Genomic DNA, 13,406 nt, shown 5'->3' on the forward strand with positions numbered 1-13,406 from the left:
TTGTAAAAATAAAACGCTAGCTCTTTACATCTATGTTATTTTTTTCGATAATAGTAACAATCGTTTCTTTTTTCTTAATGATATCTATTTATTTTTTATAAGGAAAAGAAGATATTACATGGTTAGGGTTATTAAAAATAATTTGGGATAAAGGTGATTCCATGGCGAACGATCAGGTGTTGACCGCCGAACAAGTCATCGATAGGACAAGAGAATATTTAAATGAAGAGCATGCCCAGTTCGTCAAAAGAGCTTACGAATTCGCTAAGTCTGCTCATAGTGAACAATACCGTAAATCAGGTGAACCGTACATTATTCACCCTATTCAGGTAGCGGGAATATTAGCGGATCTGGAAATGGACCCAGCTACAGTAGCAGCTGGTTTTCTTCATGATGTTGTTGAGGATACTGAATCCACTTTAGATGATATCGCAGAACATTTTAGTGAAGAAGTAGCTATGCTTGTAGATGGTGTAACGAAGCTGGGAAAGATTAAATATAAATCAAAAGAAGAACAGCAAGCTGAAAATCATCGTAAAATGTTTGTTGCCATGGCACAAGATATTAGAGTGATTTTAATTAAGCTTGCAGATAGACTTCATAATATGCGGACGTTAAAACACTTACCTGCTGAGAAGCAAAGAAGAATCTCGAATGAAACTTTAGAGATTTTTGCTCCGCTTGCTCATAGACTAGGAATTTCTAAAATTAAGTGGGAATTAGAAGATACAGCTTTAAGATACTTGAATCCGCAGCAATATTATCGAATTGTTAACTTGATGAAGAAGAAGAGAGCAGAGAGAGAACAATATTTAGTAGATGTTATTGCGATGATGAGGGATCGTCTGGACGACGTAACGATTGAACCTGAGATTTCTGGTAGAGCTAAACATATTTATAGCATCTATCGAAAAATGGCTCTACAAAACAAACAATTCAATGAAATTTATGATCTACTAGCCGTAAGGATTGTGGTAAATAGCATAAAGGATTGTTATGCTGTTCTCGGTATTATCCACACGCATTGGAAACCAATGCCAGGCAGATTTAAAGATTATATTGCGATGCCTAAGCAAAATATGTATCAATCATTGCATACAACAGTTATTGGTCCTAAAGGAGATCCATTAGAGGTGCAAATACGTACCTTTGATATGCATAGGATATCTGAATTTGGTATCGCTGCTCATTGGGCTTATAAAGAAGGAACAAAGGTCGATGAAAATTCTTCATTTGAAGATAAATTAAAATGGTTTAGAGAGATATTGGATTTCCAAGATGATTCGGTTGGTGCCGAGGAGTTTATGGAATCGCTTAAGATGGACCTGTTTTCTGATATGGTCTATGTTTTTACGCCTAAAGGAGATGTCATTGAACTACCATCAGGCTCTGTACCAATAGATTTTGCTTATAGAATTCATTCAGAAATAGGTAATAAAACGATTGGTGCGAAAGTAAACGGTAAAATGGTAACACTTGATTATAAGTTGCAAACAGGGGATATTGTTGAGATATTAACTTCTAAGCATTCTTATGGTCCAAGTCAAGACTGGCTTAAATTAGCTCAATCCTCACAAGCAAAAAATAAGATTAGACAATTCTTCAAAAAGCAAAGAAAAGAAGAAAATGTTGAAAAAGGGCGCGAATTAATCGAAAAAGAGATTCGTAATATGGATTTTGAAGTAAAAGAGATTATGACCGCAGAAAATCTAAATCGTGTATCGGAAAAATATAATTTCCCATCTGAAGAAGATTTGTACGCTTCTGTTGGATACAATGGCATTACGGCATTACAGGTAGCCAATCGCCTAACTGAAAAGTTAAGAAAGCAAAGAGACCTCGAAGGTAAAAAAGATATTTCCAATGCTGTGAGCGAATTGAAGCAGCTTCCTCAAGCGAAAAAACGTGAATCAGGTGTACGCGTATCAGGAATTGATAACTTGCTTATTCGTTTATCGCGTTGTTGTAATCCGGTACCAGGTGATGAAATTGTCGGATTTATTACGAAGGGTAGAGGTGTCTCTGTCCATCGTGCCGACTGTACGAATATTAATACAGATGATGCGAAAGCAAGACTTATACCTGTTGAGTGGGAGACCGCTTTAAATGATCAGAAAGAGTATAATGTAGAAATAGAAATTACTGGCTATGATCGACGTGGATTATTGAATGAAGTGCTTCAGGCAGTAAATGAAGCGAAAACAAATATATCTGCAGTAACGGGTCGTTCGGACAAGAATAAAGCCGCTTCAATCAATATGTCGATTTCTATTCATAATGTAAACCATCTGCAAAAAGTGGTAGAGCGTATTAAGCAGATACCCGATGTATATGCGGTTCGTCGAATTATGAATTAAAAGGAGTGGCTAGAGTTTTGAAAATTGTTGTTCAGAGAAGTAAAGCAGCCAAAGTGACTGTTGGTGAAAAAATAACCGGTAGCATTACGCATGGCTTTGTTTTGCTTGTTGGAATTACGCATGAGGATACGTTTGAAGATGCTGCTTATTTAGCTGATAAAATCGTTCATCTTCGTGTGTTCGATGATGAAGAAGGTAAAATGAATAGGTCATTACTTGATATACAAGGTGAAATTCTTTCTGTATCTCAATTCACCCTATATGGGGACTGCCGTAAAGGGAGACGCCCTAACTTCATGAATGCTGCGCGCCCTGAGAAAGCGTTAGATATCTATCTTCGCTTTAATGAAATGCTTAAGGAAAAAGGTGTCCACGTAGAAAAAGGTGAATTTGGTGCGATGATGGATGTATCCCTCACCAATGATGGTCCCGTTACACTCATTTTAGAAAGTAAATAAAAAATAAGATCCAACCTGAACAAATCTTGATTGAAGGCGATTTGTTCAGGTTGTTTTTTGTTCTAATAATTGGGCGTTGTTTATGAGAGTAGAATGTGTGTGCTCTTACATATCGCAAAAGATAGCATAGGAAAAAGGTTAAGCTCGTGCATCTAGAGTGGAATCGTCAAAGATAGCGTAGGAAAATGAATTAGCTCGTACATTTAGAGTGACAACATCAAACATAGACGAGCAAAACTACATTTTTTTATTGGGCTAAGTAACCCTTAATTTATACTAGTTCAAAAAATATAAATAACACCTGCCTAAAAGTAAAAAGGCAGGTGTGAGATTATTATTGGAAATGTGTACGTAATCCTTGGAAGATACCTGTCGAAACAGCTTCTTGGTATTGTTCAGATGTTACTTTTATTTCCTCTGTTGCGTTACTTAAATAACCTAGTTCAAGTAATATTGCTTTGCTGTTATTTTCACGTATAACATAATAATCACCATGTCTATATCCTCTATCATTTAAGTCGATCTTGGACATAATCCCTTGATGGACATCAGCAGCAAATTGCTGTTGATAATCGTGATAGTAATAAGTAGTCATGCCTCTTACACTTCGATCGTTTATGCTATCATAATGAATACTGATGAATGCATCAGCTTTATTCATATGAGACATACTTACCCGTGATTGGAGAGGAACATATGTATCTTGTTGTCTTGTGAATATTACAGTAGCTCCTGCTGCTTTTAATTTTGCAGCCAATTTTTCAGCAGTGCGAATCGTTACTGTTTTTTCAAGTGTACCGGATGCGCCAGTTGTACCATTATCTCTTCCTCCATGGCCAGGATCTAAAACAATCACTTTGTTTTTTAATCCTGGAGTAGAAGAAGATTGGTCGGTTGGTTGAGATTGTTTGCCATTAGAAACAATCCAGCCAGCAATAAAACCTGTTTGTCCATCACCTAATTTAATTTCATACCAATCTTTTTCTGTCCCCACAACTTCAAATGTATCTCCTTGATTGGCTCTTGCTACAATGGTGGCATTAGTCGTTGCGCTTTGACGAATATTAGAGCCATTGTGAAGAATCGTTACATTTTTGACAGATGAAGACGATTTTGATACCGTTGAGGAACTTTGATCTTTGTTCACATACCAGCTAGCAACCCATCCGTTTGTCCCATTTGGAAGCTCAATATTTGTCCAGTTATTTTCTTCTTTTAAAATACGAAAATTATCACCTTGAGCAACTGAACCGATAATGTTCCCGTTTAATGATGGTTTTTCCCTTACATTTAACGAACTAGCGGTGATGGTGCCATTATTATTAGTTTCTTGTTTTTTTTCTTGCTTATTGCCTGCTTGGATATATTGACTACTTATCCATGCATTTGTCCCATGAAATGAGATTTCAGTCCAATTATTTTCTTGTGATAAAATATCTACGGACGTACCTGAATTTAACTTACCAATTACTTTACTGTTTGTATCTGGACTAGTACGAACGTTGAGGGAATTACCAGTAATGACCCCTTGTTTAATCACTGTTTTATTTTCTTCATTAGATGAAGAGCTTGCTTCTTGGGTTTGGCCATTCACTTGAACAAAGTCTTTGTGTACCCATACATTTCCGTACTCAGTCGTAATATTGAACCAATCTTGGTCGGTGGAGACGATTTTGTATTCTTTTCCTTTTGAGACAACGCCAACAACGCGATAATCAGTTGAAGGACCACCTCTAACTCTTAAACCATCAGCATTGATGGAAACGGTTTTTTCACTACCGCTATTTACTTGTTTTTCTTTTTCTTGCTTATTTTCTGTTTCCATTACAACAAGCCAATTGGCGACCCACCCTTTTTGGCCGGATTCAAAATCAATCTGATACCAATCACCTTCTTGATCAAGGATTGTGTAAGTCTCGTCTCTTGCCGCCATGCCTAGACTTGCATAACTTAATCCTGGACCTGTGCGAACATTAAGACTATCTGTTGCAATTCGAAGCTTTTGTCCTGCTGATTCAGCTTCTGCCTCTTTCATGGGTATTAGAAGAGCTATCACTAGAATCATACAAATGGTTATCCAAAGATGTTTTTTGCCTTGCAACCACGTTCCTCCTTCCTGTTTGCCATTTATCAAGATAAGCAAATATTTCCTCTCTCGTCAAGATAAATGAGGTTATATATACTTTCTTTTTTATGTGGCCGTTTCCCTTCTAATATCGGTTTATCAACCTGTTTTGTAAACAAGTTGTAACGTAATTACCACTTCAAACCATTCGGGAGAATTGCATGGTTTTTGTCTATTTCTTTATTATTTTTATAAATATCATTCGATTTGCCCATACTAACATGAGTAAAAGACTATATGGTAAAAGGATGATTGTCTGTGAGATATGGTGAAAAAGGGATGAATGTGCAAAGTGGTGAGAACCAATTATTTGGTGTTGATTTTCATGATTTTATTCAGGCTGAGGGGGATGCCACGATGGTTGAACTTGCGAGTGAATTCGGAATTTCCTTACAAGATGTGAGAAAACTGAAAAAGAAAATTTCTAGAAAGTAAATCGCCATCAATTCTATATGGAGACTTGACATCTTGTACAATGGTTATTATGATAAGAAGGATAAAATGATATTTTAATACAGTAAATGATAAAATAAATTGAACCAATGATGAAGAAGAGTAATCATTCTCCACATAAAAAGAGAGGAAATGCCATAGGCTGAAAGCATTTCTATATGATGATTTGATGAAAGAACACTTCTTAGGTTTCTCCCTGAAAAATATAATTTATTAGGGGAAGAACGTATGCAGGCGTTATCTGTATAAAGAGACAGTATATTTATTATGCTGTAACTAGGGTGGCACCACGGGATATTCAACTCTCGTCCCTTGTATTGAAAAATACAAGGGACGAGAGTTTTTTTATTTAAGCTTTAGGAAAGAGGAGGATTTGGTATATATGTCAATCCGTTTACCAAGGGGTACCCAGGATATTCTTCCTGGTCAAGTAGAGAAATGGCAATTAATAGAACAAAAAGCGAGAGAACTTTGTCATAAATTTCAATATCAGGAGATTCGCACACCGATATTTGAACATACAGATTTGTTTTTACGAAGTGTGGGAGATACAACCGATATCGTCCAGAAGGAAATGTACACATTTGAAGATCGTGGTGGAAGAAGCTTAACATTGAGACCAGAAGGAACAGCTTCCACAGTACGTTCATTTGTTGAACATAAAATGTTTGGCCAAGCAAATCAGCCTGTTAAATTATATTATATGGGGCCAATGTTTCGTTATGAAAGACCACAAGCTGGTCGTTTCCGTCAGTTTGTCCAATTTGGTGTAGAAGCGATAGGTAGCGATGATCCGGCCATTGACGCAGAAGTTATTGCTTTAGCGATGACGCTTTATAAAGAAATGGGGTTGAAAAAGTTAAAACTAGTCATCAACAGTTTAGGTGATAAGGAGAGCCGGGCAAAACATCGTGAGGCCCTCATTGCTCATTTCAGCCCGAGTATTAATGAATTTTGTTCAGATTGTCAAAGCAGATTAGAGAAAAACCCTATGCGCATTCTCGATTGTAAAAAAGATCGTGAGCATCCATTGATGAAAACTGCCCCATCAATTATTGATCACTTAAATGACGAATCCAAACAATACTTCAAAAAAGTGCAACAGTACTTAACAGACTTAGAAATTGAATTTGAAGTCGATGCGAATCTTGTCCGTGGTTTAGACTATTATACGCATACTGCCTTTGAGATTATGAGTGATGCGGAAGGGTTTGGCGCAATAACCACTCTTTGTGGTGGAGGCAGGTATAACGGTTTAACAGAAGAAGTCGGTGGACCGGAAGCACCTGGCATTGGTTTTGCTCTAAGTATTGAGAGATTTCTTGCTGCATTAGAAGCTGAGAATGTTGAACTCCCAATTGACCAATCCATTGATTGTTATATCGTCGCATTAGGTGAAGAGGCGAGAGATTATTCTGTCGGTTTGCTCCACAAATTACGCCATGCAGGATATTCTGCTGAAAGAGATTATTCTGATCGTAAAATTAAGGCACAATTTAAAGCAGCCGATCGAATGAACGCAAAATATGTAGCTGTTATCGGTGAAGATGAATTAAAAAACAATAAGATTAACTTAAAAATAATGGATAGTGGGGAACAAAAGGAAATGGAGCTTGCTTCATTTATCCAAGACTTTACTGCGCTATATAGAAACTAGGAGGAATCATAGATGTTTGGAAGAACGTACTACTGCGGTGAGATTACTGAAAAAGCGATAGGTGAGAAAGTAACATTAAAGGGTTGGGTGCAAAAACGTCGTGATTTAGGAGGTCTTATCTTTATTGACCTGCGTGACAGAACAGGCATAGTCCAAGTGGTTTTTAATCCGGAAGTTTCACAAGAAGCTTTAGCATTAGCAGAAAAAATTCGTAACGAATATGTGTTGGATATTGAAGGTATCGTAATTGAAAGGGAACAAGGGACAGTTAATGAGAGCTTAACAACTGGTAAAATTGAAATTCGAGTGGAAAAAGTAACGATTCTTAATGAGGCGAAAACACCTCCATTTACGATTGACGAAAAATCTGAAGTATCTGAGGATGTTCGCTTAAAATATCGTTATCTAGATTTAAGAAGACCAGTGATGGCCAATACATTAAAGCTACGCCATCAAGTAACAAAAGCTATTAGAGGATTCCTTGATGATGCTGATTTTATCGATGTAGAGACACCAATCTTAACGAAGAGTACACCAGAAGGAGCGCGCGATTATTTAGTGCCAAGTCGTGTGCATCCAGGAGAGTTTTACGCGCTGCCACAATCGCCACAAATATTTAAACAATTATTAATGGTCAGTGGAGTAGACCGCTATTATCAAATTGCTCGTTGCTTCCGAGATGAAGATTTACGCGCAGACCGTCAACCGGAGTTTACGCAAATTGATATTGAAATGAGCTTTATGAGCCAAGAAGATATTATTGAGTTGATGGAAAGTATGATGGCTAAAATCATGAAGGATGTTAAAGGACAAGAAGTTCATATCCCATTCCCTCGATTAACCTATCATGAAGCTATGTCAAGATACGGTTCCGATAAGCCAGATACACGTTTTGAAATGGAGCTAACGGATTTATCTGATATCGTAAAGGATTCGAGCTTTAAAGTATTTGCTGGTGCTGTTTCATCAGGTGGACAAGTGAAAGCAATTAACGTCAAAGGTGCTGCTTCCACCTATTCCCGTAAAGATATTGATGCCTTGACGGAATTTGTTTCAGTATACGGGGCCAAAGGTCTTGCTTGGTTAAAAGCAGAAGATGAAGGTTTAAAAGGACCAATTGCTAAATTTGTATCTGAAGAAGAACAAGCAGCAATTCAGTCAGCGCTTGGCGTGGAAGCTGGCGACTTATTATTATTCGTTGCGGATAAGAAATCAGTAGTTGCCGATGCATTAGGTGCGCTTCGTCTAAAATTAGGTAAGCAATTAGAATTAATTGATGAAAGCAAATTTAACTTCTTATGGGTAACGGATTGGCCGCTACTTGAGTATGACGAAGAAGATGGTCGCTATTATGCAGCACATCATCCTTTTACAATGCCACAAAGACAAGACTTGGAAAAATTAGCTGATCAACCAGCAGAAGTAAAAGCTCAAGCGTATGACCTAGTTCTTAATGGCTATGAACTTGGCGGTGGTTCTCTTCGTATATTTGAAAGAGATATTCAGGAGCGAATGTTTGAAATTCTTGGTTTTTCTAAAGAGGAAGCTGTGGAGCAATTTGGTTTTCTACTTGAAGCATTTGACTATGGTACCCCGCCGCATGGAGGGATTGCACTAGGACTTGATCGTCTAGTAATGTTACTTGCTGGTAGAACGAACCTAAGAGATACAATTGCTTTCCCTAAAACAGCTAGTGCAAGTTGCGTTTTAACAGATGCACCTGGGGAAGTAAGTGAAGCACAATTAAATGACCTTCATCTCGCTTTGAATGTAAAGAATCAAGATTAATTGGTAAAAAAAGTGATTTTTGAACTATATGTCACTTCTTGAATTCATATCTTAGCTATGATAAGATTACTTCAATCATAAAGAGTCCTGATGTGTACGTCGTCTACCCTAATTTTGACCGAACATATTACCTTCGGGAGTCCGGAGTTTTCTACGTAAGCGTAAATGCCTCATTTCTAGAGGACTTACAGATGCGAGGAGCAGGACACCCACCTGCTAAGTGCGGGTTCAAAATGAAGGACCAATAACGACGGCATAATTGGGACTCTTTCATTTTATTATTGTACGTAAAAACCTGATCATAGATATCAGGTTTTTTTATTTGTGGTCGAATAATAGTGCACTCATTAAGAGGTTTGCAAGTTAGAAACAACTCGGTGTATGAGTGCTTGAGTGCTTCGCAAAAATGGATTAGCAGGTCTCTTAGAAGGAAGCTGGCGTCTGAGCGCTTCGCAAAGTGGGTTAGCAGGTCCCTCGCGTAAGGACCCCCGGGCGTGAGCGCTTTGCAAAGTGGATTAGCAGGTCCCTCGTAAGGAACTCTGGGAGTGAGCGCTTCGCAAAGTGGGTTAGCAGGTCCCTCGCGTAAGGACCTCCGGGCGTGAGCGCTTCGCAAAGTGGGTTAGCAGGTCCCTCGCGTAAGGACCTCCGGGCGTGAGCGCTTCGCAAAGTGGGTTAGCAGGTCCCTCGTAAGGAACTCTGGGAGTGAGCGCTTCGCAAAATGGATTAGCGAGTTCCTCAGAAGGACCCCCGGGCGTGAGTGCTTCGCAAAGTGGGTTAGCAGGTCCCTCAGAAGGACCTCTGGGAGTGAGCGCTTCGCAAAATGGATTAGCGAGTTCCTCAGAAGGACCCCCGGGCGTGAGTGCTTCGCAAAGTGGATTAGCAGGTCCCTCAGAAGGAACTCTGGGAGTGAGCGCTTCGCAAAGTGGATGAGCAGGTCCCTCAGAAGGACCCCCGGGCGTGAGCGCTTCGCAAAATGGATTAGCAAGTCCCTCAGAAGGACCTCCGGGAGTGAGCGCTTCGCAAAGTGGATTAGCAGGTCCCTCAGAAGGACCCCCGGGCGTGAGTGCTTCGCAAAGTGGATTAGCAGTTCCCTCAGAAGGAACCCAGGGAGTGAGTGCTTTACAAACGCCTTTTCTAACCGGCCAACGCCTGAAAGAAAAGCTCCCTCATTCTTCATTATTTTTTGGGTTTAAAAAACTCAACAAATATGTACCAAAACAGGAAGGTCAAAAGATATCATTTGACCATAAAAATCTGTTCACCTTTTTCAAAAGAAGGAACGAGAAATCCCAGTGATTTACTTGTATTTAACGGAAAGTATGATATATTTTTTTACGGGTATGATTATTTGTAGGATAGATATGGAATGGAGTTGAAATAGCATGTTACATCAGTTTTCGCGAAATGAGCTTGCCATTGGTAAAGATGGTTTAGAGACAATGAAAAATAGTACAGTGGCTGTATTAGGTATCGGGGGAGTGGGTACATTTGCAGCTGAGGCTCTTGCTCGTTCAGGCGTGGGCAGACTTGTGCTTGTTGATAAAGATGATGTGGATATTACCAATGTCAATAGACAAATTATTGCGTTGCTTTCTACTGTCGGTAGGCAAAAAGTAGAAGTAATGAAAGAGAGAATTATGGATATTAATCCAGAATGTGAAGTCATTGCTTTGAAAATGTTTTATACAGAAGAAACATATGAAGATTTCTTTAGTTATAACCCTGACTTTGTCATTGATGCTTCAGACACGATTTCTTATAAGATTCACTTAATGAAAGAGTGCTTGAAAAGAGATATACCGATTATTTCTAGTATGGGTGCAGCTAATAAGATGGATCCGACAAGATTCCAAATCGCTGATATTTCTAAAACGCATACCGATCCAATTGCTAAGGTAATTCGTACTCGTTTACGAAAGGAAGGCATTCGTAAAGGTATACCCGTCGTTTTCTCTGATGAAAGCCCGATCGTTATTCGTGAAGATGTGAGAAAAACCGTTGGGAAAGATGATGCAAAAATACGTAAGGCGAAAATGCCGCCGTCTTCTAATGCATTTGTGCCTTCTGTATCAGGACTTATTATGGCAAGTTATGTTGTCAAGGAACTATTAGCCGACATTCCTATTAGTCGTGTAAATGACGAAAGTAAATAAATGAAGAAAAGCTTGTAGTTATTGTTACTACAAGCTTTTCTTCATTTATTTGCGATATTCTTTCATAACAGACATTAGTCCTTCGTAAAGTGAAAGCTCGTTTTCTAATTGATGGCTAGTTTCTTCCCATTTTTGATTAAGTTCGTTATTTCTTTCCTCTAATTGCTCATTTTCCAATAAAAGTGCCTTGTTCTCAGATAATAATAAAAGGTCAGGGGTTGTTTTTAAGTATTCAATCACTTTCTGTATAGATAAACTCGCAGAGTCTTCTCTAGTCTTCTTCATATTGTGATACCTCGTTTGACAGGCTGATTCTGTTCTACCTAATTTTTTTGCTGCCATGCGAAAGGCATCTGCTTTAGAATCACCATTTTGGCTATACTCGTTAACCAATTCTTCTAATAGTCGATCGTCGGATTCTTGCCAAGATGCATGTGTCATCGAAAGCCTCCTTATCAAAACATTTATTATTATCCTCTACCTTAAAAAAAAGAATCATACATTAGGCTTGACGGAAATAAAGTACCGGTGTACTATTTAACTAATACACTAGATGTAAAAAGGAGGAAAAAATGAATCCTTTTCGTGGCTTGCTCGTAAAAGAATTAAAGATAATGAAATCTCACTTTTATGGCGTAATTTTAACCGTGTTTTTTGCCGTTTTAATAGGCTTCGCATTGACTCATTATTTTAAGGAAGGCAATATTTTACCTGCTTTTCTGTTTGCCTTATTTTTTGCACATATTCTGTTTTATCCTATTTTTATTTTATATTCCTTAAATTTTGAGACAAAGACGCAAGGGTGGTTGCATAACCCAAATCGGGGTTCTTATTTATTGAGTAGTAAGCTAGTGGCCATTAGTATTTATTTTGTAATGTCGATAGTCATTACCATTTTCTTAGCAATAGGGAGCTATTATTATAATCCTGGTGTCTCATTCTATGACAATATACCAGTTGTTCTTCCACTTTACTTATTATTATTTATTACTTGTTTGTCTTTCTATTTTGGTTTATGGTTCTGTTTTTATTGGTTCGTTTACTATAGCTTAAAAAATGTACCGATCTTAGGAAGGGTGCGCTCAGTATCTTTATTTATCATAGTAGTTGTGCAAATGTTCATTTCTGGTTTAATAGGTGAAAGCGATTGGTACAAACAATTAGTTCATATGAGTGAGCTTGATTTAAATGTAGATTGGCTGCATTTCAACTTTTTTGTTCAATCAGACGGGTTCACATTCAATATGGCTGATAGTACAATCTCCATTGTAGAAATCCTTTTATACATCGTTACAGCTAGTCTGTTATTCATTACCTCGACTTGGTTGCTCGAAAAGAAGGTTGAGGTGTAAAAATGGCGGAAGAGTTTCATTCATCACAGCCGATATATCTCCAAATCATGGAACGGGTTTGTCAACAGATTGTGAGAAAAGAGTTAGCTCCAGGGGCAAAATTACCCTCTGTTCGTGAGATGGCACTTACATTTGGGGTGAATCCAAATACAATTCAAAGAACGTATCAAGAGTTAGAAAGGATGGAAGTCGCCTTGGCGAAGCGTGGGCAAGGAACATTTGTAACAGAGGATACTGCCAAGTTAATGAACTTAAAAAGAGATATGCAAAAACAGATCATCCAATCCTATGTAAATAATTTGCGAGAGTTAGGTTTTTCTAATGAGGAAATGAAACAAGGGCTATCTCAATTCCTGAAGGAGGATCATGATGATTGAGTTTCATAAGGTGAATAAGAAATATGGCTTTAATCACGTTTTGAAAGATATCAGCTTTACCATACGCCCTGGGAAAATCATTGGCCTAGTGGGACCGAATGGAAGTGGAAAATCGACCATCCTGAAACTCATCTCTGGTCTAACCTATCCTTCAAGTGGTGAAGTCAGTGTATTAGGGGAGCCTGCTAATAGAAGAATTGCGTCCAAAGTCATCTATTTAACAGAGGCAGACAGTTTTTATCCTTCTTTTACAGTTAAAGATATGCTGAATTTTTATGAGAGCCAATTTGCTGATTTTGAACAAGTTAAAGCAATGGAACTACTTCAATTCATGAACTTAAATGATTCAGTAAAAATTAGGTCATTATCGAAAGGAAACCGTGGACGGTTAAAGTTAGTATTGGCTCTTGCTAGAAGAGCACCTATTTTACTTTTAGATGAACCATTTTCTGGATTAGATCCAATGGTTCGGGATACGTTGGTTCAGGGATTATTAAGCTTTATTGATTTTGAGAAACAAACAGTGCTAATGGCTACACATGAAATAGAAGAAGTTGAAACAGTCCTTGATGAATTAATTATGATAGAAGATGGAAGATTTCTTGGTCAGTATCATGTAGAAACAATAAGAGAAGAAAAAGGGCTGTCTATCAAAGAATGGATGAAAGAAACATATAAGGGGTGAG

At 38.1% G+C, this 13,406-nt stretch carries 13 protein-coding genes, 1 other RNA gene and 1 other annotated feature; of the genes, 12 read left to right on the forward strand and 2 right to left on the reverse strand.

Translation table 11 applies throughout. The features are described from left to right. Positions 1-161: 161 nt before the first annotated feature. Complete coding sequence (locus MKX29_RS16240) at positions 162-2,357, forward strand: RelA/SpoT family protein (protein WP_224935883.1); 2,196 nt, start codon at positions 162-164, stop codon at positions 2,355-2,357. A gap of 17 nt (positions 2,358-2,374) precedes the next feature. Beyond that, complete coding sequence (dtd, locus tag MKX29_RS16245) at positions 2,375-2,815, forward strand: D-aminoacyl-tRNA deacylase (protein ID WP_251162639.1); 441 nt, start codon at positions 2,375-2,377, stop codon at positions 2,813-2,815. Positions 2,816-3,149: 334 nt separating this feature from the next. Here dtd and MKX29_RS16250 read toward each other — a convergent pair whose 3' ends face one another. Continuing rightward, the gene (locus MKX29_RS16250; protein WP_341106572.1) at positions 3,150-4,916 is read right to left on the reverse strand and encodes an SH3 domain-containing protein; all 1,767 of its coding nucleotides are present in this window, start codon (positions 4,914-4,916) and stop codon (positions 3,150-3,152) included. Between the two features lie 282 nt (positions 4,917-5,198). Between MKX29_RS16250 and MKX29_RS16255 the strand changes: the two genes are divergently transcribed. The 7 genes from MKX29_RS16255 to MKX29_RS16285 all read left to right on the forward strand — a co-directional run bounded on the left by MKX29_RS16255 (position 5,199) and on the right by MKX29_RS16285 (position 10,991). Beyond that, entirely contained in the window at positions 5,199-5,375 is a 177-nt protein-coding gene (locus MKX29_RS16255; RefSeq protein ID WP_251162641.1) for a hypothetical protein, read from the forward strand. A 98-nt stretch (positions 5,376-5,473) separates the two neighbouring features. Beyond that, positions 5,474-5,709, forward strand: a binding site (T-box leader). Between the two features lie 66 nt (positions 5,710-5,775). Next, positions 5,776-7,050 (forward strand): histidine--tRNA ligase, encoded by a 1,275-nt coding sequence (hisS, locus tag MKX29_RS16260; RefSeq protein ID WP_224935887.1) that lies wholly within the window; start codon positions 5,776-5,778, stop codon positions 7,048-7,050. A 12-nt stretch (positions 7,051-7,062) separates the two neighbouring features. After that, positions 7,063-8,838 (forward strand): aspartate--tRNA ligase, encoded by a 1,776-nt coding sequence (gene aspS / locus MKX29_RS16265; RefSeq protein WP_251162642.1) that lies wholly within the window; start codon positions 7,063-7,065, stop codon positions 8,836-8,838. Positions 8,839-8,919: 81 nt separating this feature from the next. After that, positions 8,920-9,108, forward strand: a non-coding RNA gene (gene ssrS / locus MKX29_RS16270) — 6S RNA. Between the two features lie 432 nt (positions 9,109-9,540). Next, positions 9,541-9,768 carry a hypothetical protein gene (locus MKX29_RS16275; RefSeq protein WP_251162643.1) on the forward strand — a complete coding sequence of 76 codons (228 nt, stop codon included), beginning with the start codon at positions 9,541-9,543 and terminating at the stop codon, positions 9,766-9,768. 129 nt (positions 9,769-9,897) lie between these two features. Beyond that, positions 9,898-10,134, forward strand: a complete 237-nt coding sequence (locus MKX29_RS16280; RefSeq protein WP_341106575.1) for a hypothetical protein — start codon at positions 9,898-9,900, stop codon at positions 10,132-10,134. Positions 10,135-10,220: 86 nt separating this feature from the next. Further along, on the forward strand, positions 10,221-10,991 hold the full coding sequence (locus MKX29_RS16285; RefSeq protein WP_095372451.1) for a tRNA threonylcarbamoyladenosine dehydratase: 771 nt from the start codon (positions 10,221-10,223) through the stop codon (positions 10,989-10,991). Between the two features lie 45 nt (positions 10,992-11,036). Here MKX29_RS16285 and MKX29_RS16290 read toward each other — a convergent pair whose 3' ends face one another. Then, positions 11,037-11,432, reverse strand: a complete 396-nt coding sequence (locus MKX29_RS16290) for an SANT/Myb-like DNA-binding domain-containing protein (RefSeq protein ID WP_251162646.1) — start codon at positions 11,430-11,432, stop codon at positions 11,037-11,039. Between the two features lie 131 nt (positions 11,433-11,563). On the opposite strand from MKX29_RS16290, the gene MKX29_RS16295 reads away from it, so the two are divergent. The 3 genes from MKX29_RS16295 to MKX29_RS16305 are packed head-to-tail and all read left to right on the forward strand — an operon-like array spanning position 11,564 to position 13,405. Continuing rightward, positions 11,564-12,343: a hypothetical protein gene (locus tag MKX29_RS16295; RefSeq protein ID WP_341106578.1), complete on the forward strand. Its 780-nt coding sequence runs from the start codon at positions 11,564-11,566 to the stop codon at positions 12,341-12,343. Positions 12,344-12,345: 2 nt separating this feature from the next. After that, positions 12,346-12,720 (forward strand): GntR family transcriptional regulator, encoded by a 375-nt coding sequence (locus MKX29_RS16300; protein WP_224935891.1) that lies wholly within the window; start codon positions 12,346-12,348, stop codon positions 12,718-12,720. Beyond that, positions 12,710-13,405 (forward strand): ABC transporter ATP-binding protein, encoded by a 696-nt coding sequence (locus tag MKX29_RS16305; RefSeq protein ID WP_224935892.1) that lies wholly within the window; start codon positions 12,710-12,712, stop codon positions 13,403-13,405. Before MKX29_RS16300 ends, MKX29_RS16305 begins: the two co-directional genes overlap by 11 nt. Position 13,406 lies beyond the last annotated feature (1 nt).

Origin of the sequence: Cytobacillus sp. FSL R7-0696, assembly GCF_038006865.1 — a bacterium.
Lineage (GTDB): Bacteria > Bacillota > Bacilli > Bacillales > Cytobacillaceae > Cytobacillus > Cytobacillus kochii.

Excerpts from the sequence above, each read along its gene's own strand:
- MKX29_RS16240 (WP_224935883.1), top strand. The coding sequence starts at position 162 with ATGGCGAACGATCAGGTGTTGACCGCCGAACAAGTCATCGATAGGACA.
- hisS (WP_224935887.1), top strand. The coding sequence starts at position 5,776 with ATGTCAATCCGTTTACCAAGGGGTACCCAGGATATTCTTCCTGGTCAA.
- aspS (WP_251162642.1), top strand. The coding sequence starts at position 7,063 with ATGTTTGGAAGAACGTACTACTGCGGTGAGATTACTGAAAAAGCGATA.
- MKX29_RS16285 (WP_095372451.1), top strand. The coding sequence starts at position 10,221 with ATGTTACATCAGTTTTCGCGAAATGAGCTTGCCATTGGTAAAGATGGT.
- MKX29_RS16290 (WP_251162646.1), bottom strand. The coding sequence starts at position 11,432 with ATGACACATGCATCTTGGCAAGAATCCGACGATCGACTATTAGAAGAA.
- MKX29_RS16295 (WP_341106578.1), top strand. The coding sequence starts at position 11,564 with ATGAATCCTTTTCGTGGCTTGCTCGTAAAAGAATTAAAGATAATGAAA.
- MKX29_RS16300 (WP_224935891.1), top strand. The coding sequence starts at position 12,346 with ATGGCGGAAGAGTTTCATTCATCACAGCCGATATATCTCCAAATCATG.
- MKX29_RS16305 (WP_224935892.1), top strand. The coding sequence starts at position 12,710 with ATGATGATTGAGTTTCATAAGGTGAATAAGAAATATGGCTTTAATCAC.